A 23,681-nucleotide genomic window follows, 5' to 3' on the forward strand; every position below is an offset into this window, starting at 1 on the left:
TATGAAATACTATTTGGCTACTTAATTACTATCTGTTGTCTATGTTCACAGGTGGCTATCAGACTCTAACTAGTACAGCAACACAAAGCGCAAAATATAGCATAAACACCTTCTTCCCTCTTTTGGGTTGCCCTAAGTCTGCTTGCTTGAGAGTTTGACAAAAAATAAGGGAACACTATTTTTATCTGGATGTCAATAAAACCTAAGGGGGATATTTTCATGTTGTATTAATTTTCCTGGGACTAATGACTATTAAATATTTTTTCGTGTAAATATCTAGGAAATAACCCTATCATGACGCAAACATCTACGCTCGATAATCAGATTCAATCCTTAGAATTACCAATAGAACGCGATCAATTTCTACGTACTATTATTCGAGAATTGGCGGGAACTCTACAAGATGTTGTCGGGATTGAAGAAGCAGCAGGATTCTTAAATGTAGTTGGTTATCGAACAGGACAGCAAGTAAATCAGATATATCATCATGGTTTGCAACTATCTAATCTTTCGCGTGAGCAGGTAACTGCTGTCTTGGTAGATTGGAAACGCCGGATTCAAGGTGACTTTTATGTTATTGAAGAAAGTGATGAGAAGATAGTTTTAGGCAATCGCAAATGTCCCTTTGCCGAACAGGTGGAAGGGCGCGAAGCAATGTGTGTCATGACATCTAATATTTTTGGTGCGATCGCCGCCGATAATCTTGGCTATGCTAGAGTCGAGTTACAAGACACAATCGCTAGAGGTGCAAAAGAATGCACAGTGATCATTCATCTCAAACCTAGCGAATCGTTAGATGTGTTTGCAGGACAAGAATACTTCAAAGCATACTAGCAGAAACAAGCCGGACAACAGCAGACTATAAGCTTGTGCTGATTATTTGTCCCATTTGAAGCTAAATTCCCAAAGCATGGCTGAGTCTTTTTAAAATTAAACCTTTAGTTCGTGCAAAATCCAAGATTCTGCTTTGATATCTCCTGCTCATGACACCCGATCAATTTTTAACCTTTGCTCAGGTTTTACCAGAACCCATGCTGCTTGTAACTAGCGCAGGCGAAATTTTGTCAGTCAATCAAGCCGCTACTAAATTGTTTAGTAAAACCAGTAAAGCTCTGATTGGTCAGCATTTCAGTGAGTTTGTCACTGAATCCTCAGAAAAAGTCATTGAGTATCTGCGAGTTTGCGCCCAAAGTCGTCAAATGATTTTGGGTGCTTTCACCATTAGCCAAGCACCAGGAAAGGAAATTGCTTGTCGCAGTCAAGGAGCAGTCATTCAACCACGAACTCACGAACACCCAGCCATCAATTTATTACGCTTAGAAAAGCGAACCAGTAATGAATTTGTGATTCTTAACCAAAAAATTCATGCACTTAGCCAGGAAATTCAACAGCGTCAGCGCATTCAACTAGAATTATCCCAATCAAATGAAATCTTAAAACAGACTCAAATTAAACTACAAAATGCCCTTGAATCTGTCCAAAAAGAAAAGATGTCTGGGTTAGGACAGTTAGTTGCTGGAATTGCCCATGAAATTAATAATCCTATTAGCTTTATTCATGGAAATTTAACCCATGCTAGTCAATACTACAAAGATTTACTGCATCTAATTCAGCTTTATCAGCAAGAATATCCACATCCGAGTGTTGTGATTCAAGAAACAATCAAAGCCTTAGAAATTGACTTTCTCAAAGAAGATATCAACAAATTACTATCTTCTATGAATATGGGTTCCCAGAGAATTGCTGAGATTGTGACATCTTTGCGAAATTTTTCTCGATTAGACGAAGCAACATTTAAAATAGTTAACCTTCATGAAGGTCTAGAAGCGACATTGATGATTTTACAAAGTCGTCTTAAATCCAGCACTAAATATTCTGGTATTGAAGTCATTAAAGAATATGGTGATTTACCTTTGGTTTATTGTTCTCCTGGGCAAATTAATCAAGTATTGATGAATATGTTAAATAATGCTATTGATGCCTTAGAAGAAGCTGAACCAAGACTAAATCATCCCCGTCAGATTTGGATTATTACAGAGAAACTCTCCAATTGTTACGTTGCAATTCACATTCGAGATAACGGGAACGGCATCCCCACAGAAATTCATCATCAAATATTTAATCCTTTCTTTACTACTAAGCCCGTTGGTAAAGGAACAGGATTAGGATTATCAATTAGTTATCAAATCGTTGAAAGCCACCGTGGCCGAATTCAGATGAAGTCTGACCCAGCTTGGGGAACTGAGTTCATCATTGAATTGCCAATCGTGCAAGGATAATTACTAAAACTATTCACTAATTCAGACAGACAAGCGAGAAATTAAAGCAGAATAGAGGTATGGCTATAGTCATCTAGATTAAGATGAGTTAACACTTATAACTTTCAACTCAGCACTTTGCTAGATAGCCTGTTGTTGATCCTACTTAAAATCAAGCTAACTCTGTGCGAAATCTGGAAGAAACACATTTAAACCGCGCCCGTGCTAGTCTCCGACAAGCGTTATCTTGGTATGGACATCTCCGCAAGTCAGGAAAGTTATCATCCAACCCAGAATTAGCAGGATTAGTCAAGCCAGAATTAGAGACTTTAAACGCCACACTTAGTAAGCTGGACTCTAATTTAATTAAAATTGCTGCTTTTGGTTTAGTGAGTCGCGGTAAATCAGCAGTATTGAATGCTTTGCTGGGAGAGAATATTTTACAAACCGGGCCTTTAAATGGTGTGACTCAGTGGCCTCGTTCTGTGAGATGGCAACCACCAGGCGGCAAGATAGTAGTAGAGTTAATTGATACTCCCGGATTAGATGAAATTGCGGGGGAATCACGGGCGCAAATGGCAAAAGAAGTGGCGCGTCAGGCAGATTTAATTTTATTTGTGGTGTCTGGTGATATCACTCGCACTGAATATCAAGCATTGCTAGATTTACGCCAAGCACAAAAACCCCTAATTTTAGTATTTAACAAAATTGACCTTTACCCAGATACAGACCGCGCCGCAATTTATCAAAATTTACAACAACTTGGTGCAGGACATCCCCAAGCCAAGCCTTTGTTACCTGATGAAATTGTCATGGTGGCGGCGGAACCTGCACCTCTGGAAGTGCGGATAGAGTGGCCTGATGGGCGTGAGAGTTATGAATGGGAAACGCCACCACCGCAAATTGAAGAACTTCAGCAGACATTACTGACTATTCTTAATCGTGAAGGCCGATCGCTGTTGGCTTTAAATGCACTGTTACAAGCAAGAGAAGCGGAAGCCGCCATCGCTCAAAAAACTATCGATTTACGCGAACAAGAAGCCCAAGAAATTATTTGGGAATTTACTAAATATAAAGCTTTAGCAGTAGCCCTAAATCCTATTGCTGTTTTAGATATTCTCGGCGGAACTTTTGCCGATTTAGCTTTAATTCGTTCTCTAGCCCGGCTATATGGTTTACCCATGACTAGCTACGAAGCCGGGAAAATTTTAAAGACGATTTTGATGAGTTCTGGTGGCTTATTATTAGGAGAATTAGGCAGTAGTTTTCTATTAGGTTTAGGTAAAAGTACTGCCGCGATCGCCAGTGGTGATAACCCAGTCAATTTTACTAGTTTTGCTGGTAGTGCGATCGCTCAAGCTGGTATTGCTGGTTATGGTGCTTATTCTGTTGGCAAAGCCGCCCAAGTTTATCTCGAACAAGGCTGTACTTGGGGGCAATTAGGAGCTAGCACTGTCATTCAAGAAATTCTCGCTGAAGTCGATCAAAATACAATTCTGTATCGTTTGCAACAAGAATTAGGTCTAAAATATTGAGAATTTCTAAGAATTATTTCCCTAATTATTGCGGTTCATCAGTCTTCGTCAACTTGTATCAAATTCCGCTGATAATTGTGCTGAACTGCCAATTTACAATGCACTATAAAAGTATGAAGTCTGAAGTGTGAAGTCGGAAATGGAAAATTGATAGTGAAATGCAAAGGAATAGCCTACTCTGTTAAGGGTGCGCGTAGCCTAGATGGTGTAACGAAAGTGTTGTATTTTTCCAACTTCAGATTTCAGACTTCATACTTCAGACTTCACACTTCTTACCTTTTTGCATCAAAAATGACAAGAGGGAAAACCCAATCAAATTAGTTTATTAAGAGAGGGTGTTCACCACCGCCATCTTTTTGAAGCTTATCTAAACTGGAAGTATTAGCTCCTGCATTTATCAGCAGCACACATCCAACTTTCTATCTCAGTAAACAAAGGTAGACTTATCATGACAGCAACCTACGAAAGATTCGACACTGCAAATCAATCTGAACAAAATGGCAACACAAGCATCGAGCAAGCAATTTTAGAAGCAATAGCAGAAGCGCGGCAAACTTGTGAATTAAACGGCGATGGTTCTCCTAACTGTGCTGTAGCTTGGGATATCGTCGAAGAATTACAAGCTGAAAAATCTCATCAACATCAAGCAAAACACCACAAAACCTCTTTAGAATCCTTCTGCGATTTGCATCCAGAGGCTTTAGAGTGTCTAATCTACGATGTTTAACAGTGAACAGTCATCAGTGAAAAACTGATAACTGATAACTGATAACTGATTTAGTGATCACGTAAATCAGCCATTGCTGATTTCGTCAATTGCTTAATTAAATCTAAATTTGGCGGTGGTGTTTCACTTTCCATCCCTAACCACAATAGATATTCGACATTCCCAGCCGGGCCTGTTATTGGCGACCAAGTTAAGCCTTTGTATTTCCAGCCTAATTCACCAGCCGCTTGCAACACCTGAAAAATCGCATCAGCTTGGTCGTCAGAATCACGCACTACACCTTTTTTACCAACGCGGGATTTTCCCACCTCAAACTGTGGTTTTACCAGCAACACCGCCTCACGGGGGGCTTGAGTTAATTGCCACAATGCAGGTAGAACTTTGGTTAAGGAAATAAACGATACATCCACCACCGCCAAATCCGGGATGCGATCGCCTTCACTATACAATTGTTCGGGTTGTAGTTGCCGTAAATTAGTCCGTTCTCGCAAAATTACGCGCGGATCGTTTCGTAAACGCCAATCAACTTGCCCATAACCGACATCAATACCATAAACTAAGCTGGCTCCAGTTTGTAGCAGACAGTCTGTAAAGCCACCTGTAGAAATTCCCCCATCTAAACAAACCCGTTCTGCAACGGGAATGAAAAATACTTCTAGTGCTTTAGCGAGTTTATCACCGCCACGGGAAACAAAGCGCGATCGCTCCTTAACTTTGATTTGCGCCGCAACATCCACCTCAGTCCCTGGCTTATCAACTACCTGTTGATTAACAGTTACCTCCCCCGCTTGAATTAGCCTTTGTGCCAAAGCGCGAGAAGCACATAAATTTAACTCTACCAATAATGTATCGAGTCTTTGTTTAACCAATTAGTTTGATTCTCCAGGTGATATTAAATCTAAAGCATAATTAATAATTTCGTCGCAGTTAACTAACTTTTCTAATTCTTGGGCTTCATAACGACCTTCTTCTACCTCTAAAGAAGCTTGATCAATAGCATTTAAATAAGCTTCTGCTAAAGTTTCCTGTAGTTCTTCTCGTGTAAGGTAATAACCTCCGGCTTTACGTCGCTTATTTTCTCTTTGAATTTCCCGAACTGAATTCCGCATAGACACATCCCAAGAACGAGTTGTACGATTTTCTGCTTGTTGTTTAATTAAATGCAAAAGCAGAATCACGGCATAACTCCGAATCGTTTTGATGATATCATTTCGGCTCATTTCTTCTAATTCTTCAACTATAATTAATGCGCCTTTTATATCTCCTTGAAGGAGCAAGTCTTTTAAGGTGAATAATTCTTCCATAAGTAGCGCATAAAATAGGGTAATCAAGATATAGCAAAATCTGTGTATTGGCGCAGTTCCTCTGGATGGAAACCTAAAACAATATCTTCGCGTGGGATACCAGCTTCTAATAATGCTGTTGCAACTGGCTCAGAAGTCCCATCATATTGAATCCACACTTTATTATTAATAATATCTATATGCACTACTGAACCGTGTACGCGGCGCACTCCATCCCAACCAACGTGTACAACTTCGTAATGGTCGCGTTCTGAATCAATAACTGCTTCTGTATCTATTTGACCATTAGCAGGTTTGTGACCAGCATATTCAAATATTAATTGACGAATAATTTCCCGATAGCGAGTTAGTTTATCCATTTGATAATCCTCTGTGTTTGCTCGTCAAAGACAATTAAATTTATTTTGATATTATTGATAACTAGCTGACCAAAGCGTTCAGAAAATATACCTTCGTAAGCTCGTTTAGGAACTGCTAAATATAGTTTGCGTGTTGGTTCTAATTCTTGCAACACAGTGCGGTAAACCTCATATTGTCCCACAGCTTCTTGCAAGTCACTCACAGGAGAAAGACTGAGAAAACTTTTGATTTCAACAGCTATTTTTTCATTATCTCTCTCAGCAGCAATAGTAACTTTTTCTGCGCCAATATCTATATATAGCTCTCTACCACCATAAGCAAGGTAAAGAGGATCGTTGGTTATTATCCAGCCATCTGCTGTAAGTGCTTTAATGACTGCGGTATGATATATATCTCTGGCAGGCATTGGTGAAAGATAACTCCTTACGGATAATAACTGTAAAAAAACGATCGCCCCTTCTCCAAAACAAGATGCGATCGCTTTACAAAAATTTAGATAAAAGACAGATACAGCAGCAGAAAAAATTTCAAAAACTAGTCCCTAGACCTTCAGCTTTTAAACATCCTGCTCGCTTAACTCGCGGGTGATATGGTCAAAAGGTTCATCAACAAAAGCCGCATTCCCTACACCTGCTGCTGCTACTTGTTCTTTGACTAAATCTTTCATGAGTTGGACACCACGCACTGTTGGCCCAATGGGTACACCAAGAGAATTGTAAGTTTCTCTTAACCCTTGGAGTACACGCTCATCCAACACATTTGTATTACCTGCAACTAGCGCATAAGTAGCATAGCGGAGATAATAGTCCATATCCCGCAAACAAGCCGCATAACGACGAGTTGTATAGGCATTTCCACCGGGACGAATCAATTCTGGTAGTTCTTCAAATAATTTAGAACCAGCTTGCTTGACAATTGCAGCCGCATTTGAATTGATAGCAGCAGCAGCTTGCACCCGTGCTGTACCGCTTTCAAAATATGATTTGAGACTGTCGATCGCATTCCGGTCAAAATAACGCCCAGCTACGTCATAATTCTTAATTAAACTTGTAACTGCATCGCGCATTCCTTTTCTCCCAATCGTTACTATCTATGGTTTGATATTTATTTGGCTGCACTTACGCACCAGTAAATTTTTGTGCTATTTAAAATAAGTTCTGCACAAAAACAATCTATCCGCTACTTAAGGATTCTATGCCAAAGTTGCCCCCGATGAAATGAACTTTCTTGTTTTTACAGATGACTGCGAAAGGTTAATATAACCTGTAATCCAGGGAATCTGTAACAAAGACTACATAATTATGTAATCGCAAATCTTTACGATAAACCAGGTGTGTCACAACTTGGTTCGGATCAGTAGGGTTAAAATGCTTTGGCAGATTCTGGTTTTACAATAGGAAATTGGCAGAGAAGGAGTAACAATGACAACCCCACAAGAAGTCTTGAAATTGATCCAAGACCAAAACATTCAGATGATTGATCTGAAATTCATCGATACACCAGGAACATGGCAACACTTAACCGTGTACCATAACCAAATCGATGAAAGTTCATTCACTGATGGCGTGCCTTTCGACGGTTCCAGTATTCGGGGTTGGAAAGGTATCGAAGAATCAGACATGACAATGGTGTTAGATCCCAACACAGCTTGGATTGACCCATTCATGAAAGAGCCAACCTTAAGCATAATTTGTAGCATTAAGGAACCCCGTACAGGCGAATGGTACAGCCGTTGCCCACGGGTTATTGCCCAAAAAGCTGTTGATTATCTAGTTTCTACTGGTATTGGTGATACTACTTTCTTTGGCCCTGAAGCTGAATTCTTTATTTTTGATGATGTTCGCTTTGACCAAACTGCCAATTCCGGCTACTACTATGTAGACTCTGTAGAAGGTCGTTGGAACTCTGGTAGAGAAGAAGGCCCCAACTTGGGTTACAAACCACGCTTCAAAGAAGGTTACTTCCCAGTTTCACCTACTGACAGTTTCCAAGACATTCGGACAGAAATGTTGCTGACAATGGCACAGTGCGGTGTCCCCATTGAAAAGCAACACCATGAAGTAGCAACTGGTGGTCAGTGCGAACTCGGCTTCCGCTTTGGTAAGTTAATTGAAGCTGCTGACTGGTTGATGACTTACAAATATGTCATCAAAAACGTCGCTAAGAAATATGGCAAAACCGTTACCTTTATGCCAAAACCAATTTTTGGCGATAACGGTTCCGGTATGCACTGTCACCAGTCCATTTGGAAAGATGGCAAGCCTTTATTCGCAGGCGATAAGTATGCTGGTTTGAGTGAAATGGCACTACATTACATTGGTGGTATTCTCAAACACGCACCAGCACTATTGGGTATCACCAACCCCACCACAAACTCCTACAAACGTCTAGTACCCGGTTATGAAGCACCTGTTAACTTGGCTTACTCCCAAGGAAACCGTTCTGCTTCTGTGCGTATTCCTCTCTCTGGCACTAACCCCAAAGCAAAACGCTTAGAGTTCCGTTGTCCAGACGCTACTTCTAACCCTTACTTGGCATTTGCAGCTATGCTTTGTGCTGGCTTGGATGGTATCAAAAACAAAATTGACCCAGGCGAGCCTCTAGATAAAAATATCTATGAACTGTCTCCAGAAGAGTTGGCGAAGGTTCCTTCTACTCCAGGTTCTCTAGATAAAGCATTAGCAGCCCTAGAGAATGACCACGCTTTCTTAACCGAAACAGGCGTGTTTACAGAAGACTTCATCCAAAACTGGATTGACTACAAACTGGCTAATGAAGTTGAACAGTTGCAGTTACGTCCTCATCCTTATGAGTTTTATCTCTATTACGACTGCTAATTGCAACAACTAGTGATTTTTAAGCCACCCTTTGAGGGTGGCTTTTTTTATGAGGTAACACTATTTGACAACTCTTTTAACCTAGCTCATAGCAGCATGGCTGCTTCCATATATGGTGCGTGTAGTTTGATCGATCTTGCCTTGAATAGGATTCCAATAATGAGACACTTCTTCAGGAAGACCAAGTTCTTGTGCAGAACGCATCAGCATTGATTGTTGACGGTTTTTTACTTGCTGATATTGACGCGCCATCAATGCACGAGATTTTTCTTGAATAGACATACTTCAGTCCCCCTTAAGGTTTTAGTTATATTTTTTAGACATTTATCCTTACGCTTATTAATATAGCAAAAATTCTGTAGCTTAAGTTACAGTTTTGATTTTTTTGCCCAAATTGAAATAAATCTTAAGATTTTATCGCTTGAAATGAGTATTATTACGTGAGCTAAAATCCTAAAAGTCACGAAATGCTGATATTTTTATGGGCTTCAGATTGCGAAAAAACAATCATGCCAATTTCCGTCAAGTAGCGAAAAATTACGTTAGCATCAAAAATGGCACTTAACAAAACTTTATACTATGGCTGTTATTTACCCACGGAAATTTCAAAATAGTCTAGGGGCGAGAGATATTTTAAAACGAGTGGTTAGCGATCGCGAAATCCATCTCATTACTCTTAACCGCTACCGTTACAACGAACAGCGCAGTTGCAAAGACCTAACTGAACTAATTGAAAAACTAAACGGACAGCCACGAGAATTAGTCCAAGATTTATCGCATCACATTTCTGACGAAGCTCGTCACGCTGTGTGGCTCACTGACCTATTGGTAGAACTAGGAGCCGATATCAGTACGCCTCCTGGAATTTCTTATATTGATGAATTTGAAAGACTTATAGACCAATCTTCTTATGGTGAAGTCGGGACGTTAGAAGATGGTATTATTGCCCCTTTAGCAGCAATTAACGTCACCGAAAAACGTGGTTGTGAGTATTTCTCTGCCCACATTTACGCCCTCAAGCAAGCACCGCAAACTGAAGAAAACATCAAAATTCGTGAAACTATAGAAAAAATTCTCCCCGAAGAAGCCGGACACGTCCGTTGGGGTAATCGTTGGCTAGGGCAAATCGCTAATCAAAGTCCAGAACATCGGCAAAAAGTCGAGCAAGCCAAGCGAAAATATGCAGCTATTGAACAGGCTGCATTTGAATCAGGAATGGACATTACTCTAGGTGCTGAACTGCGCCGAGTTACACGGCTAGTGGATGTTGCTAATACGATGCCTGTGTGGGAACGTCCCCAATATCTGATGGAACGCCTACCACAAGCTTTGCTAGCACCTCAGTTGCAATTTACGAGATTTCAAGCTGCACAAAAGGCTTGGGAACGTAACCCGCAAGAGTTTATGGAGAAGTTTGTACCGATGTTCATCAACGGTATTAATAAGAAGGAGATGAACAAAGAGAAAACGAACGTTTAAACAAGAAGGAAAAAGAGTTGTCGCCCTTGTTGCTATTCCAAGGGTGGCAAATTATTTGGGTCAATACCTTGAGAGGCTAAATAGGCCATCAATCTTTCTTTTTGCTGGCGTTCTTGTTCAGCGCGTTGGCGTTCTTGTTCGGCGCGTTGGCGTTCTTGTTCAATTTTTTCGACAGCCCAGGGTAACAAATTACCTTCTCTATCCCACCAGCGCAACCAATACCCTGTTCTAGCTTCTTTCGTCCCTTGCCAAGTTCCTAAAAATAAACCCATTGATTCTACGAAATGACGACCATTTTCGTCAGGTAGCTGTAACTCATAGCGTTTATTTTCCAGTTGGTAAAATTCCAATAAACCACCATCTGGTTCAAAAATAATATAAATGGGAACCTGTAAAATCTGCTCGTAGAAAAACCATCTTCCTGGGGGATAGGTGCGCTTGACAGAATATTCCCCGCCTTCGGTATCAGATAAAAACTCCATAACAACCGCCGGCACATCTCCTTCTAGATTAGGAGTATAACTTTTGCGATCGCTCAAAATTTGATTTACAGCTGGAACATAAACCCAATCAGGTGCTTTGAGAATCAATTGTCCATTGACAGTCGCACAAAGCCCAAAATTTGAGGCTATCAACATCTGGGGTTGGATAAAACCACTAATTTCTAGACTTTCACGCAAAGCACCAGCCAAAATTGGCTGATTGGTATTCTCCACAGGTTCATCCTCTAACTGATAATCATCGGGTAATGCTTCCCAAGAGATTACCATTTTAGTTAGCGATTTAGCTTCATCCAGTTGAGTTGCCATAAACACAGCATGAATATGAGTTTCTTTTCATGTTATCGCTCTCTGAATAGGGCAGGTAAGTAAGTCTGATTTTGCACCCCTTTTCTGATTAAGGGCTGGGTGTGGGGTGCAGGGACTTATTTAACCTCAGTTAGGTTTAAGAAGATTTTGCGGCTTTAGTTAAGCATTAGTTCTCAAAAATCGTAGACACGCTTTCCTCAGTTTCACGCAAGATGCTGATAAGTGTACGTATTTTTTCACAATCAAAATTGACTTCTATTATACATACCAGAATCCCCAACTTCTCTAGAAAGTTGGGGTTCTCACTCTCTCATTTTTTAGCAAATTTATTTAATTTACTAAAAATGAGGTTAGGTCATTAAATATGTAAAAAAGTTTTGAAAAAGATGCCCTTGATTTTAAAGTGTTTAATTTTAGCAAGATGTTGAAAACAGAAGAGATTATTTAATGGGAGGAATAGGTTACGCTATGGGCTACATAAAATTTGCTTGGTGTTACCAACGCAAAAATCTAAGCAGAATCTAGAAAAAGAGCTTCTGAATGTAAAACTGAGCAATTGTTAAATGTTGGGATGGTAGTGAAATCTTGCTGTCAATGTTATGCACTCAATGTTTGAAAGGTTGATGATCCTCAACAAGACTATGTAGCAGGAAAAGCATTACCGAGAGATTCAATTAAATCTCTGCGTCCGCTACCACGATGAGGCGTAGGATTTTCCGGTTCGTTAGGTTTAGGTTTAGGCTTTGCCGAAAATAACATTTTTGTTTCTGTAGTAGAACTTAGCGTATGTGAATGATTGAACTTTTCTTGGCAGTTCAACGCTAAAGAACCGAACACCAAACTAGAAACTAAGAGGGAAAATGTAACACGCATAGCAGATATTTATGTTGAAACTCTGATATCTACTGCTACTTAGTTTCTGTATGTGTATCCGGAAAATTTGAAAAATAGTATTCAGTTTTACAGAAAGAAATCTACTTTGAAGTTATGTCGATTTTGTCAACTAATAACCAATTACCAGATTGATTTAGCCGACCCCAGACACTTACTAATTGTTTATCTATAACTAATTGTAACTGATAATCTACTGGCGATCGCAAAGTTACTAATTGCCATATTTGGCCTTGATAAGCAGTAGGGGCAGTGATTTTGAGTCTGTATTCTTGCTGATCTAATCGCTGAAAAATACCTGTAAAGCATTCACATTGCAGTATTAATACTTGTTTCGATTCTAAGTGATTATACTTTAGTGATAACTTCGGACAATCGCCACTGCTTGGATAATCTTGAAGGCTATTTAAATAATTCTGTTGCATATACAACCATTCAGGACAATTTGGCTGAAAATTTAGATTAAATAAAGGAATGATGGCCGCAGGTGCTTGTGCATCTTGTAACAATGCTGCTTGTAAGGCCCTCACAGGTAATTCTCTTGGCTGTACACCCAACTCAACGCACATCGCAGCTGCCATACCTGCGGCTTGACCGATACCCATCACCACAGGTTGCAATCTAGTTGCACCATTAGCTATGTGCGAGACAGAAATATTTTTTTCACAGGCTAATAAACCATCTGTAGTTGCTGGGACTAAAGCACGGTAAGGAATAGTAAATGGTGTTCCTGTCCAGCGTCCGCCCCAGCGAATTGATTTGGGTTGTAGTGGTAAATCAAAGCCAGGATAATGATGATCGTTGGCATAATTACCAATAGCCACAGCATCGGGAAATAGAGATGCAACTCTACCGCCGGCGACTGGTAAGATATCTTGTTCTCGAATTGTCGTCAGTCCCACCAAGCGGCGACTTTCTCGATAATAAGGATGTAATGCAAAAGCAGTCTCATCCCAGGGAAAAACTACTTCTGCCAAACCATAGCGGCGGCCTAGCTGACTTTGGATAAAATGAGCAAAGTTTTGACTATGCCAACGGCACTCTTGCAGAAACTCGGCTTTAGCTATTTCTGACTCTACTAACCGCCCGACACCTTCACCATAGTCATTACCCTTGATTGGCCAGTTAATCATAAAGCGATCGCCTGGCAAGCGTCCATAATTCAAAAATTTCTCTGGGCCGTATTTCTCCCACGCACCAGCAAATAGAGAAGGATTATAGTTAGGTGCAGCTGGAATTTCTGGTGCAACAGCATCACCAAAATCTTGCATGATGACCACCCAAGTTGGTGACTGCACCGGATATTGTTCTGTAACTATATTATGGGTAGTTGGTGCACTGGGTTCTTGCCACTGCGATCGCAATTCCCAACCCCAACGGTAAGGAATATCTGCCAACGCTAATAAATCCCCTAATTCTGTACCGTCCAGAATCACTTTGGCTTGCACAGTGAAATCAGCAAACCGCACGCCAGTAATACAATCTCCCTGGCGTAAAACCTCTAAAGGTACTTGCCCAGAAATCCAATGCAGATTTGATAATTCTTGCACCCAATCTGCAAAAATCTCTGCCCCAACACGGGGGTCATAACTAAAAAAACTCACCCAACTATTATCTAATCCTCCTGGTTGTCGCTGGCGCAATTGTTGTAAAAACGCACCCCACAACCCAGTTTGAAACGCAATTAATTCATTACCATCCGGTGCAGAAACTCCTGCTGATGTCAGCATTCCTCCCAACCAAGCAAACTCACTTACTAAAATAGTTTTGGCTCCCCGTCGTGCTGCTTGAATTGCCGCAGCCGTACCACCAGTTCCGCCACCAACAACTAATACATCAGCTGTGTAGTGTTTCACCTGCTGATGTACAAATCTATTTACGTCCATCTACATTCATCCTCTTCCGTCGGTGGTTAATCTTGTTTTTGTGTTCTCACCAATGTGGGAATCGTTAATATCCGTCTGATTAACCATTAATATTTTTTGTATTTTTCAATAGTAAAACTAGTACGGCTCCTGATAAGATACCGCCAAACCAACCAAACAAAGTATTAACAATGATCCACCAGCCAGCCTGCTCAACAAAGCGTCGCAGAATTAACCATTGAATAATTCCAACTATGGGGCCACTCCAAAAGAACGAATATTCAGGTTTTGTCCCAGATAAAAGAACAGAAAGACAAACACTGAATGTGGTTCCCAATAGCCATCCCTTTTCGGAGACAGGAATTTGCCGCTTTAGCACTAATAACTGCATAAAGCCAATTGTTAAACCTATAGTTGCAGCTACAACTTGGCTACTAATAATTATGCCGAGAGACTCAACCATTCCGTAGGCGATCGCACCAAGAATTCCTCCACCAAATAAGCCGACAATATTAACTAACACCCATTGCAAATAAAAACCGAATCCTACTTTTGAGCGTTGCTTGACTATTGCAGGGTTAGCTGATGGTAAGGTTGGCGGAATTTGGGGCGTTTCCTGGCGATACTGAGGGGGAACGGTCGGTGGTGGGGAATATAATGGCGGTTCAGGAGATATTTGTTGTGCTGCATAGGTGTTACCTAACTGTTGCACCGCAGCTAAAGCTTCTATTGCTGAGTGATAACGTTGACGGAAGTCATAGCGAATCATCATATCTAAGACATCTGCCAAACCTGGACTGACTGACACCAAATTACGCCAAACAATTTCTGCGGTTTGTACATCTTCGTCCAATTGATAAGGCATTAACCCAGTTAAAGCTTGAATACCAATTATCCCTACAGCATAAATATCACTGCTTAATCTAGGGCTACCTCGACTTTGTTCGCTTGGCATATAGCCAGCTGTACCAATACCAACGGTCATTTTGGTTAAGCCTTCACCACTGACCACCTGGGTGCTAATTTGTTTCACCGCGCCAAAGTCAATCAGGACAACTTTACCATCACTATTGCGGCGAATTAAATTAGGTGGTTTGATATCTCGGTGAATGACATTATTTTGATGGACAAAAGCTAATGGTTGCAAAATATTAGCCAGCAGCGAAATTGTATAACTTTCACTTAATCGCTTGCCTGGTGTAAGTTCATCGCTGAGAGGATGACCGTCAATAAATTGTTGAACTAAAAAGAATTCTTTATTTTCTTCAAAGTGTGCCAGCAGTTGGGGAATTTGGTCGTGCGTTCCTAGTTTATGTAGTAGTTGGGCTTCAGATTCAAACAAGCGTCTGGCAACTTGCAAAGTCATAGTATCAGTTGCCCGTGGTTTAAGTTGTTTGACTACGCACAGACTGTTGTAAAGTTTTGTGTCTTCTGCGATGTATGTTTGTCCGAAACCACCAGCACCCAAGACTCGAATAATTTTATAACGTCCGTCTAGTAAATGACCCAACATAAACGCGATCGCTGACTCTGAAGAATTTCTGTATTTTAACTTCACTCTCACAGATGCCAATATACTTCGATACATTACGTAGATATGCTGGGAACAGCATGGATTTTTCCGCAAAACCCATGCCTAATTAACCTAGCGAGCAGCTACAGGTATTTTGGCGTGTTTATTGACGTAGTTCACAAATAATTGCTTCAGTCTGGGACTGACGCTAAAGCCATTAAAATCTTCTAAAAATCCAAAACCCAAACTTTTAGCTCTTGCTAAAGTTTGCTCTGCTGTCAATCCTTCTTTAATGGCTATACTCAACATAGCAATTCCTGTAGAACGCATTCCCGCAGCACAGTGAATCAGAACTGGCTTTGGTAGTTGTTCCAGCGTTTTGAGGGTTTTGGTAATTAACTCTTCATTCAGTGCTTCTAGCTTCACGGGTACGTTGATGTAATACAACCCTAATCTTTCAGCCAGTTTTTGCTCATCCTGAAAAAATCCTAGTTCATCAGGCGATCGCAGATTTAATACTGATTTATAACCTTCTTGGATAGCCTGCTCAAGCTGTTTTAATGAGATTTGTCCGGTTGTTGTTAAAGTTTCATTGATTAATATGGCGTTATTCACATTCACTCCTTCTGACTTTCCTGGTAAATGCAAGCTGTGAGCAGCTATGAAAAAATTTGCAGCATGATTTGACAAAATTAGCTGTTAATTGGCTAATTAACGCTGAAATTTGCCTGTTTAAGTTGATTTAATTTATGACTTTATTCATAATATACGGTTTATCGATAGACTTACCGCTATTAAAAATAAATAATGCCTATTCCCGATAGGTTTAGTGGTTTTTATCGATCAAGCAGATTGTGGCAAAGTCGATCGCCCTTTGTTTCGGATATTGCGTTTATGAAATACAATGTTTTAATATTACACTTGCATAGATAAAACATTCGCTATGAATTCCATCATCGCTGGTCAAAACAAGCCATTAGAGCCAGTCATAACTCCAGAAGAAATTCAAGCTATCAAGCAACTAGAAAGTACACTTAAACTTGCCGACTCTCAACTACATTTAGTCGCCGCCAACGATGAAAAAATTCCCATTCCTGAATCAGTAGATAAAGTGTTGCGTCAAGTGGTTCAGGCAATGGCAGCGAATCAATTAGTATCCGTAGTAATTCAGGATCAAGAATTCAGCACACAACAAGCAGCAGACTTTCTTAACGTATCACGTCCCTATCTCATTAAATTATTGGAGCAAGGTGAAATCCCTTACATTATGGTAGGCACACATCGACGTGTTCGTTTTGAAGATTTGCAGCAGTATAAACAACAGCGAGATAGCAAGCGGAGAAAACTGTTGCAAGAGCTAATAGAGATAACTGAAGAAGCTGGTTTATACGAAGATGATGAGTAACTGCTGGGGAAAATAACTATGCTCAAAGTTGTCTTAGATGCTTGTGTTCTATTTCCAATGTACTTACGAGACACCTTGCTATCAACTGCTGAGGCTGGACTGTATGTACCTTATTGGTCAGCAAGTGTTGACGAATGATCCCAAAGACCGTCATGTGCTTGCTGCTGCGGTCATAGTGAAGGCTGACATTATTGTTACTAACAATCTGAATGATTTTAATAGCCAAGCTTTAACGCCTTGGCATATTCAAGCTCAGTCACCCGATAATTTTCTTAGTGACCTGTTCGACAAATACCCAGTAGAAATAATTCAAGTAATCCAGGATCAGTCCCAAAATTATAAAAGAAGTCCTAAAACTTTGGTTCAACTACTTGAACTGCTGAGTAAACAGTTACCAAGATTCACGAAAAAAATTTTATCTCATGAATCTACCCAAAATTAGTGCAAACACAAAATCCTGAAAGTTTATAGCTCAACGTTAACCGCTAATGTTACATCTAAGATCGTTGAGCGGTGAAAAAATCAACGTGAAAGCACAGGTATTTAGAGGCGTAAATCAACTGTCGTTTGAAGAGATTCCAGTACCACAGGTAGAAACTGATGAAGTGCTGGTGCAAGTGCAAGTTGTCGGGCTGTGTCAGTCAGATATTAAAAAAATTCGTTATCCTCTGTATGAACCACCGCGCATATTTGGACATGAAACAGCAGGTATAATCGCCGCAGTAGGTTCGGAAGTGAGAGGTTGGCAAGTAGGACAACGAGTAGCTGTGATGCATCACATTCCTTGTATGCGTTGCGCCTACTGTTTAAATGAAAATTTCTCGATGTGCGATGTTTATAAAAATATCTCTACCACAGCCGGGTTTAATGCTAGTGGTGGCGGTTTTGCCGAGTATGTGAAAGTCCCAGGACATATTGTGCAGAATGGCGGGTTAATTGCGATCCCCGATGAGATTTCTTTTGAAGAAGCGAGTTTTGTTGAACCGACTAATTGCTGTCTCAAGGCGGTAAAAAAAGCCCAAATTGCCCCCGGACAAACTGTATTGATTACTGGAGCCGGGCCGATTGGGTTAATGTTTGTCATGTTGGTGAAGTATTTTGGGGCAAAAGCGATCGCCACTGATTTACTGCCCTCTAGAATAGAAAAAGCCTTGAATGTTGGCGCAGAAGCAGCTTTTGATGCGCGTGATCCCGATTTAGCCGCCAAAATTCATGCCATTACAGATGGACTAGGCGTAGATGTCACATTACTGGCTGTACCTAGTGATAAAGCGTTCTTTCAAGCACTAGACTGCACGCGTAAAGGGGGGAAAATACTGTTTTTCGCTGAGTTTCCCGATGAATTAGAAATTCCTATCAATCCGAATATTCTTTACCGCCGAGAAATTGACTTGATGGGTAGTTACAGTTCTTCCTACCGTCTTCAGGCGCTTTCGGCTGATATTGTATTTCATCGGCGGATTGATGTATCAGCTTTAATTAGCGATCGCTACCCTTTAAAAGACTTATCAGCAGCCGTAGAACAAGCGATCGCGCCTTCTGCCGATACATACAAAATTTTAATCTATCCTTGATCCGGGCAAAGAAGCTAACTCGTAGAAAATACTTATAGCTAATTTTGCCATAGACTCCCAAAATGGGAGTCAAACCTTGGAGGGATATCAACTATGAAAACGCACATTGCCTAATTCTTGTTCCCTATCTCTACATCTACCCAAACTTATGCCCATGACAGTCGTTATAGTTGCCATCCTAGCTTTTTATGTCGCCTTTAATCTTGGTGCTAATGATGTTGCCAATGCAATGGGAACATCTGTTGGTTCCAAAGCTGTGACTCTCAAACAAGCAATCATCATTGCCGGAGTTTTAGAGTTTACAGGTGCTGTCTTGTTTGGGCATGATGTATCAGAAACTTTAGCGACAAAAGTTGCACATCCTAGTTTATTTGCCGCTACACCCCAATTGTTAGTTACAGGAATGATCACTGTATTAATATCTTGCGGTGTATGGTTGCAAATTGCTACAGCCAAAGGTTTACCTGTATCATCTTCTCACGCTGTTGTTGGTGCGATCGCTGGATTTAGTGCTGTAGCAATGGGTATAGGTGCAATTGATTGGCCATCAATTGGTCTAATTACCATTGGGTGGATTTTGACACCCATAATTAGCGGTAGTATTGCAGCTTTGTTTTATAGTCAAATCAAACACTGGATTTTAAACCAACCAAATCAACTCACCCAGCTAAGAGAGTGGATTCCTTGGCTGAGTATTGCTTTGTTAGCTGTGTTTGGTGTGATTGTCCTACCTTCGCTCACGCAACCTTTAACAAATTTCTTAATTGAAAAAGTTGGTATCGATATACCTGCATACGACATCCCCTTATTTACAGGTGCATTAGCAGCAGTGGGGCTGACTTTGATTAGTTGGCGACAACTGGAACAAGAGGCAGGGAAGACAAGGAGCAGGGAGCAGAGGGGAGAAGAATTTACCCCCTGCCCCCTGCCCCCTGACCCATTTCCTCTTTCCACTCCCGTTGAAAGATTATTCGGTCGCTTCCAGCTACTTAGTGCTTGCTTTGTAGCGTTTGCACATGGTTCTAACGATGTGGGAAATGCGATCGCACCTTTAGCGGCGATCGTTTATATCAACACTACTGGTAACGTACCGATCAATGGGATTGATATCCCATTGTGGATTTTGGTTGTGGGTGGTGCAGGAATCGTTACAGGTTTAGCGATTTGGGGAAAAAACGTCATTGCGACCATTGGCGAAAACATCATTGCTTTGCAACCTAGCAGTGGGTTTTGTGCGGAACTTGCAACCGCAACTACCATTCTCCTCGCTTCTCGCTTAGGTTTACCTGTTTCTACCTCTCACGCGTTGGTTGGAGGTGTAGTGGGAATCGGTCTAGTGCAAAGCTTGAATTCAATTAAATTTCAAACTTTGCAAGGGATCGCTGCTGCATGGTTGATTACAGTTCCTTTAAGTGCAATTCTCAGCGCAAGTATTTTTAGTATTGCTCGGATTTTTTGGCACTGATTATCAAGGAGGATTGACTATATCAAAACATCAAAAGTAGAAAAATAGGATTTGGGGAATTTTATCTTTCAAGTTCCTATTGCTAACAATTCATTAAGTTACTGGAATTTCGCTAAAATATTCTCTAGGTGAAAGAAATAGTGAGAAATTTATTGGGTAACTTAATCCGCAGGAGGAATGTAAACTGTTGCATAAGTTACATTTTGCGCTGAATTACAGATAACTTTGATAAAGTTGCCATTCTTAATTATCACAAGCACTTATTTGCAAGTATTTGATAATTACTGTTGCTATCTAGATCACAAGTATTTATATTAAGTGTCATATTTTCATCTATAAATCTCACTTTAAAAGGATTGAATTTTCTGGCTAATACACAGCACAAAGTACATGAAGCTTGAAAGCAAAAAACTATATACTTTGCCAAGCTGTGTACAGCGTGACAAAATTACTTTGGTACGTGCGAATCTTGTTAAATTTTTTGGTCTATCTGACAAAATACTGACTACTAGTATGAGCGCCAAGCAAATTTACGGGAAGCAGCTTTATCTTCAAGGTGTTAGAGGTTAGAAGCTAATGGGGCGATTTGAGAAACGGCCAGACAACCCGCGAGTTAGAGGCGAACTATCGAGATCGGCAGAAACAGCACTCTGGGCTGTGGTTGAGGATTTAGAAAATCTTCAACAAAATGTGCTGCGATCGTTGCAAGAAGAAATAAAACGGCTACAAACAGAAAAAGAGCGACTGTACGATGACATTCAAAAGCTGTTAGAGGAAAAAGAACACTTACAACAAGTGCGACAAATTACCGAACAGCAAGTGTTAATTCGGCAATTGGCAGAAGTTTTAGCCAAACATATTTCTTCGCAACTGCAATCATCGCTGAAAAATTTAGCTAGCGAACTCAAGATGAGTGGTACTGATGAACAAGCAGTACTAAAAACAGCCGAAAGTAATGAGCAGATTAAACAAATGCTCGGCAGTTTGGATGACACTCTGACTATTACTTTTAATTCGCTGCAACAAGAACTAAAAAATTATCAAGGCAATCTTTCTCAACAATTATCGCGGATGCAAGGACAGCAGCAGCAAGGAGAAGCGATTGTTGAGGAATTAGTTAATCACCTGCGAGGGGAATTAACAAAAGCTATCAAAGAAACTACCCAAGTTAAACCACCATCACCGCCAACGGTTTTGCAACCAGATGAGCCAAAATCGGGTAGTACAGCAAAAGTTTCGCCACCTACAGTTTTACAATCAAGTGAGCGATCGCCGAGCAACACTTTAAAAGTATCTTCACCTACAGTTTTACAACCAGATGAGCCAGCATCACCTAGTGCGGCGGTAAATTATCCCCTGTTGTCAGAAGTTACTAACCAAACTAAATCTTCTGCACCAGTAACATCATCAGCAGTTATTATTCCCCCAATTAAAGAAAGTTCACCCCAGCCAATTTCTATCGCTCCCAAGGACTTTCCCGCAAAAGAAAAGCCACCTGAGCCAATTGTTTTACCCAATAAAGATGTTACGCAAAGTGAAACTTCATCTTCACCAACTAATCAGGCAAGCCAACAAAATTCTGCACTTCAGCTAGATTTACCAGAAAAACAACCAAAGCCTTCGTCTACTAAAGCTAGTGAGCCAGTTTCTGTGCTTCAGCCAAATTTAGTTGAAGATGAAATCGTCATTCCACCTGCGCCACCAGAACCTAAATCAAAAAGACCAAGCCGATCCCAAGCTTTATCGCCAGTCCAAATCGGTTTCTTGCTGATTGTTTTATCTACAGTGTTGTCCTCGGTTTACAACGTCGCTGTTAAGATGATGTTCCACCAAGATTCGGCGGTGGTTGGTAGCTTGGCTGTAGAAAGGTTGTTATCCCCAACTTTGGGAAATATTTTGCTAATTTTGGTACTGCGGTTAGCAATAGTTGTCCCGCTCACATTGCTGTTAGCACCAATAATGCATCCACAGGTTTGGCAAGATATCAAAAACTTGATGGAATCATTGCGTGGTAAGCCTTCAGCAGCCAAAGTTAGAACACAGAGAGTTTTGCAACTATCAATTGCTAGTGGTTGCTTTTTGTTTTTATCCCAAGTGCTAGTCTACATGGCTATCGGTCAAGTAACGACAGGTATGGCGATCGCACTTTTCTTTATCTATCCCAGTATTAGCGGTTTGTTATCTTGGCTGTTATTCCGCGATAAACCTACAGGATTCCGTGCTGCGGCCATTGGTGCTATTTTCTTGGGTGAATTATTAGTATTAGGCGGTGCAGCAACAGCAGGGATGAGTGATTTTTCTGTTGGTAGCACAGCTGCCATTTTTGCTGGTGTAGCTTTTGCTTGCTATATAATTCTGACTCGTGTGTGTGCCGCAAAACTCCATCCTGTATCTTTTACTTTAATTAGTTTCACCACGATGTTTGTCTTGAGCTTCGTAGGTTTGATGCTACCTTTACCCAGCAATTGGGGTTTAGCTATTGATGATGGTTCTAAGTTGCTGGAAATTGTTTTGAGTGCTTTTATTTTGGGTGTCCTGACCCTGTTAAGCTACGTTCTCAATAATGTTGGTATTCGTCAATTAGGGGCTTTGCGATCGGCAATTATTGGCGCAGGCGTACCAATTTTAACCGTAGTTTTTGCAGGTTTAATGATTCAGGAGACTTTAGAAATAATTCAGATTTTTGGTGTGTTGTTTGTCACTTTTGGTGCTGCTGCTTTTAGTTTTGAGAAAATGCGTAATCAGGTTAAATCTTCTAGTTCTGAAACTTAAATGACGAACAGTCGTAATTTGACAGTAGGGAAAGTTAAAAGTCAAATGTTAAATAAATCGTTCATTATCTCAATTTTGATTTTTAACTTTTCAATTCTTTATTTTTTCTTAAGGATCATTAATCAAATTTTCTAGCCATCGCCGCATTTTCAGCAAAAAATCTGAAATACAAATCTTAAATCTGAATAATTGCCTGACTGCACCAGATATTTGTATAGTTCATAAATGTCAAAATCAAAAATTTTTTTGAGCGACTTTTTAGCCCTTCAACACCCAAATATTTAGTACAAAAATATAGAAACTTCTACAGTATTCCCTGCAATTATGACATACAAGTTCAGTTTCAACTCTCGATGCTCTACCTTGATGAGCAATGGAGCAATTAAATACTAGTCTGAGATTACTCTCAGTGCTTACTACTATAAATATTGTAATGATTGCAGCTAATGAAAGTGCCTAACACGTCAGACTAACTTACATAGCAACAAGCAGCTATGTTGGAGGTAAAAGTCTTACTACGTCTGGCATTTTTGCTTTTTAAATGTTTTTACCGATACTTCGACTGCTATACCAATTTAAAAACTAATAGAGACAAGGATTGCTGGAAGGCTTACCAGTAAGCAATCTACCAATTCAACATCTCAAATCCAAAATGGTCTTAGTTTGCCTCTACAGGGAGCTTTTTATCACTGAAGCGTATTCGGTGATATTTGTGTATCAGCAACTTTTATAACAGAGAACAATATACAAATTCATCAGATTTTTTGTAGTAAAAGTATCAATTATTCTCTTTGGTAGCAAATTGATTAAAAGTTCCTTTTTTGTATTGCTTGAATTATCAGGAATCCTTAATAATTGCTAGTATGTAAATCAATCCAAAATGAGTC

The 23,681-nt window shown here is 40.3% G+C and carries 22 protein-coding genes; 11 read left to right on the plus strand and 11 right to left on the minus strand.

Annotation, left to right across the window (positions count from 1 at the left end):
* Positions 1–294: 294 nt before the first annotated feature.
* The 4 genes from H6G69_RS21790 (at position 295) to H6G69_RS21805 (ending at position 4,520) form a co-directional block, all read left to right on the plus strand.
* A complete protein-coding gene (locus H6G69_RS21790) occupies positions 295–834 on the plus strand; it encodes a methanogen output domain 1-containing protein (RefSeq protein ID WP_190691213.1) in 540 nt (179 codons plus the stop codon).
* A 149-nt stretch (positions 835–983) separates the two neighbouring features.
* The gene (locus H6G69_RS21795) at positions 984–2,279 is read left to right on the plus strand and encodes an ATP-binding protein (protein ID WP_190691214.1); all 1,296 of its coding nucleotides are present in this window, start codon (positions 984–986) and stop codon (positions 2,277–2,279) included.
* 164 nt (positions 2,280–2,443) lie between these two features.
* Positions 2,444–3,793, plus strand: a complete 1,350-nt coding sequence (locus H6G69_RS21800) for a GTP-binding protein (RefSeq protein ID WP_190691215.1) — start codon at positions 2,444–2,446, stop codon at positions 3,791–3,793.
* A 448-nt stretch (positions 3,794–4,241) separates the two neighbouring features.
* On the plus strand, positions 4,242–4,520 hold the full coding sequence (locus H6G69_RS21805; protein ID WP_190691216.1) for a Calvin cycle protein CP12: 279 nt from the start codon (positions 4,242–4,244) through the stop codon (positions 4,518–4,520).
* Positions 4,521–4,570: 50 nt separating this feature from the next.
* On the opposite strand, the gene H6G69_RS21810 is transcribed toward H6G69_RS21805, so the two are convergent.
* The 5 genes from H6G69_RS21810 to apcB all read right to left on the minus strand — a co-directional run bounded on the left by H6G69_RS21810 (position 4,571) and on the right by apcB (position 7,250).
* The gene (locus tag H6G69_RS21810) at positions 4,571–5,389 is read right to left on the minus strand and encodes a TlyA family RNA methyltransferase (RefSeq protein WP_190691217.1); all 819 of its coding nucleotides are present in this window, start codon (positions 5,387–5,389) and stop codon (positions 4,571–4,573) included.
* The gene (locus tag H6G69_RS21815) at positions 5,390–5,824 is read right to left on the minus strand and encodes a DUF29 family protein (protein ID WP_190691218.1); all 435 of its coding nucleotides are present in this window, start codon (positions 5,822–5,824) and stop codon (positions 5,390–5,392) included.
* 23 nt (positions 5,825–5,847) lie between these two features.
* Positions 5,848–6,183 carry a XisI protein gene (locus H6G69_RS21820; RefSeq protein ID WP_190691219.1) on the minus strand — a complete coding sequence of 112 codons (336 nt, stop codon included), beginning with the start codon at positions 6,181–6,183 and terminating at the stop codon, positions 5,848–5,850.
* Positions 6,171–6,590 carry a XisH family protein gene (locus H6G69_RS21825; RefSeq protein WP_190691220.1) on the minus strand — a complete coding sequence of 140 codons (420 nt, stop codon included), beginning with the start codon at positions 6,588–6,590 and terminating at the stop codon, positions 6,171–6,173. Before H6G69_RS21825 ends, H6G69_RS21820 begins: the two co-directional genes overlap by 13 nt.
* 150 nt (positions 6,591–6,740) lie before the next feature.
* Positions 6,741–7,250, minus strand: coding sequence for an allophycocyanin subunit beta (gene apcB / locus H6G69_RS21830; RefSeq protein ID WP_190691221.1), 510 nt, complete (start codon positions 7,248–7,250; stop codon positions 6,741–6,743).
* A gap of 355 nt (positions 7,251–7,605) precedes the next feature.
* Between apcB and glnA the strand changes: the two genes are divergently transcribed.
* Positions 7,606–9,021 carry a type I glutamate--ammonia ligase gene (gene glnA, locus H6G69_RS21835; protein WP_190691222.1) on the plus strand — a complete coding sequence of 472 codons (1,416 nt, stop codon included), beginning with the start codon at positions 7,606–7,608 and terminating at the stop codon, positions 9,019–9,021.
* 81 nt (positions 9,022–9,102) lie between these two features.
* Here the strand turns inward: glnA and H6G69_RS21840 are convergent, their stop codons facing one another.
* Positions 9,103–9,303, minus strand: coding sequence for a hypothetical protein (locus H6G69_RS21840; protein WP_062297512.1), 201 nt, complete (start codon positions 9,301–9,303; stop codon positions 9,103–9,105).
* 297 nt (positions 9,304–9,600) lie between these two features.
* Here H6G69_RS21840 and H6G69_RS21845 point away from each other — a divergent pair, with 297 nt between their 5' ends.
* Entirely contained in the window at positions 9,601–10,500 is a 900-nt protein-coding gene (locus H6G69_RS21845; RefSeq protein WP_190691223.1) for a ferritin-like domain-containing protein, read from the plus strand.
* Between the two features lie 32 nt (positions 10,501–10,532).
* Here the strand turns inward: H6G69_RS21845 and H6G69_RS21850 are convergent, their stop codons facing one another.
* The 5 genes from H6G69_RS21850 to H6G69_RS21870 form a co-directional block, all read right to left on the minus strand.
* Positions 10,533–11,309 carry a Uma2 family endonuclease gene (locus H6G69_RS21850; protein ID WP_190691224.1) on the minus strand — a complete coding sequence of 259 codons (777 nt, stop codon included), beginning with the start codon at positions 11,307–11,309 and terminating at the stop codon, positions 10,533–10,535.
* Between the two features lie 639 nt (positions 11,310–11,948).
* Entirely contained in the window at positions 11,949–12,182 is a 234-nt protein-coding gene (gene patX / locus H6G69_RS21855) for a heterocyst-inhibiting protein PatX (protein WP_190691225.1), read from the minus strand.
* A 101-nt stretch (positions 12,183–12,283) separates the two neighbouring features.
* A complete protein-coding gene (locus H6G69_RS21860) occupies positions 12,284–14,086 on the minus strand; it encodes an FAD-dependent oxidoreductase (protein ID WP_190691226.1) in 1,803 nt (600 codons plus the stop codon).
* A gap of 79 nt (positions 14,087–14,165) precedes the next feature.
* Positions 14,166–15,578, minus strand: a complete 1,413-nt coding sequence (locus tag H6G69_RS21865) for a serine/threonine-protein kinase (protein ID WP_190691283.1) — start codon at positions 15,576–15,578, stop codon at positions 14,166–14,168.
* Between the two features lie 132 nt (positions 15,579–15,710).
* Positions 15,711–16,268 (minus strand): beta-lactamase hydrolase domain-containing protein, encoded by a 558-nt coding sequence (locus H6G69_RS21870; RefSeq protein WP_397326966.1) that lies wholly within the window; start codon positions 16,266–16,268, stop codon positions 15,711–15,713.
* Positions 16,269–16,521: 253 nt separating this feature from the next.
* Here H6G69_RS21870 and H6G69_RS21875 point away from each other — a divergent pair, with 253 nt between their 5' ends.
* The 5 genes from H6G69_RS21875 to H6G69_RS21895 all read left to right on the plus strand — a co-directional run bounded on the left by H6G69_RS21875 (position 16,522) and on the right by H6G69_RS21895 (position 22,794).
* Positions 16,522–16,983, plus strand: a complete 462-nt coding sequence (locus H6G69_RS21875; RefSeq protein WP_190691227.1) for a helix-turn-helix domain-containing protein — start codon at positions 16,522–16,524, stop codon at positions 16,981–16,983.
* Positions 16,984–17,086: 103 nt separating this feature from the next.
* The gene (locus H6G69_RS21880; RefSeq protein WP_242072141.1) at positions 17,087–17,425 is read left to right on the plus strand and encodes a PIN domain-containing protein; all 339 of its coding nucleotides are present in this window, start codon (positions 17,087–17,089) and stop codon (positions 17,423–17,425) included.
* An 85-nt stretch (positions 17,426–17,510) separates the two neighbouring features.
* Positions 17,511–18,557: an alcohol dehydrogenase catalytic domain-containing protein gene (locus H6G69_RS21885; RefSeq protein ID WP_190691285.1), complete on the plus strand. Its 1,047-nt coding sequence runs from the start codon at positions 17,511–17,513 to the stop codon at positions 18,555–18,557.
* 148 nt (positions 18,558–18,705) lie between these two features.
* Entirely contained in the window at positions 18,706–20,022 is a 1,317-nt protein-coding gene (locus H6G69_RS21890; protein ID WP_190691228.1) for an inorganic phosphate transporter, read from the plus strand.
* Between the two features lie 576 nt (positions 20,023–20,598).
* A complete protein-coding gene (locus tag H6G69_RS21895) occupies positions 20,599–22,794 on the plus strand; it encodes a DMT family transporter (RefSeq protein WP_190691229.1) in 2,196 nt (731 codons plus the stop codon).
* The last annotated feature ends 887 nt before the right edge of the window (positions 22,795–23,681 follow it).

It is taken from the genome of Nostoc sp. FACHB-110 (assembly GCF_014697425.1).
Classification (GTDB): Bacteria; Cyanobacteriota; Cyanobacteriia; order Cyanobacteriales; family Nostocaceae; genus Nostoc_B.

Coding starts and splice junctions, on each gene's coding strand:
- H6G69_RS21790 (WP_190691213.1), top strand. CDS start 295: ATGACGCAAACATCTACGCTCGATAATCAGATTCAATCCTTAGAATTA.
- H6G69_RS21795 (WP_190691214.1), top strand. CDS start 984: ATGACACCCGATCAATTTTTAACCTTTGCTCAGGTTTTACCAGAACCC.
- H6G69_RS21805 (WP_190691216.1), top strand. CDS start 4,242: ATGACAGCAACCTACGAAAGATTCGACACTGCAAATCAATCTGAACAA.
- H6G69_RS21815 (WP_190691218.1), bottom strand. CDS start 5,824: ATGGAAGAATTATTCACCTTAAAAGACTTGCTCCTTCAAGGAGATATA.
- H6G69_RS21820 (WP_190691219.1), bottom strand. CDS start 6,183: ATGGATAAACTAACTCGCTATCGGGAAATTATTCGTCAATTAATATTT.
- H6G69_RS21825 (WP_190691220.1), bottom strand. CDS start 6,590: ATGCCTGCCAGAGATATATATCATACCGCAGTCATTAAAGCACTTACA.
- apcB (WP_190691221.1), bottom strand. CDS start 7,250: ATGCGCGATGCAGTTACAAGTTTAATTAAGAATTATGACGTAGCTGGG.
- glnA (WP_190691222.1), top strand. CDS start 7,606: ATGACAACCCCACAAGAAGTCTTGAAATTGATCCAAGACCAAAACATT.
- H6G69_RS21840 (WP_062297512.1), bottom strand. CDS start 9,303: ATGTCTATTCAAGAAAAATCTCGTGCATTGATGGCGCGTCAATATCAG.
- H6G69_RS21845 (WP_190691223.1), top strand. CDS start 9,601: ATGGCTGTTATTTACCCACGGAAATTTCAAAATAGTCTAGGGGCGAGA.
- H6G69_RS21850 (WP_190691224.1), bottom strand. CDS start 11,309: ATGGCAACTCAACTGGATGAAGCTAAATCGCTAACTAAAATGGTAATC.
- patX (WP_190691225.1), bottom strand. CDS start 12,182: ATGCGTGTTACATTTTCCCTCTTAGTTTCTAGTTTGGTGTTCGGTTCT.
- H6G69_RS21860 (WP_190691226.1), bottom strand. CDS start 14,086: ATGGACGTAAATAGATTTGTACATCAGCAGGTGAAACACTACACAGCT.
- H6G69_RS21865 (WP_190691283.1), bottom strand. CDS start 15,578: ATGTTGGGTCATTTACTAGACGGACGTTATAAAATTATTCGAGTCTTG.
- H6G69_RS21875 (WP_190691227.1), top strand. CDS start 16,522: ATGAATTCCATCATCGCTGGTCAAAACAAGCCATTAGAGCCAGTCATA.
- H6G69_RS21880 (WP_242072141.1), top strand. CDS start 17,087: ATGTACCTTATTGGTCAGCAAGTGTTGACGAATGATCCCAAAGACCGT.
- H6G69_RS21890 (WP_190691228.1), top strand. CDS start 18,706: ATGCCCATGACAGTCGTTATAGTTGCCATCCTAGCTTTTTATGTCGCC.
- H6G69_RS21895 (WP_190691229.1), top strand. CDS start 20,599: ATGGGGCGATTTGAGAAACGGCCAGACAACCCGCGAGTTAGAGGCGAA.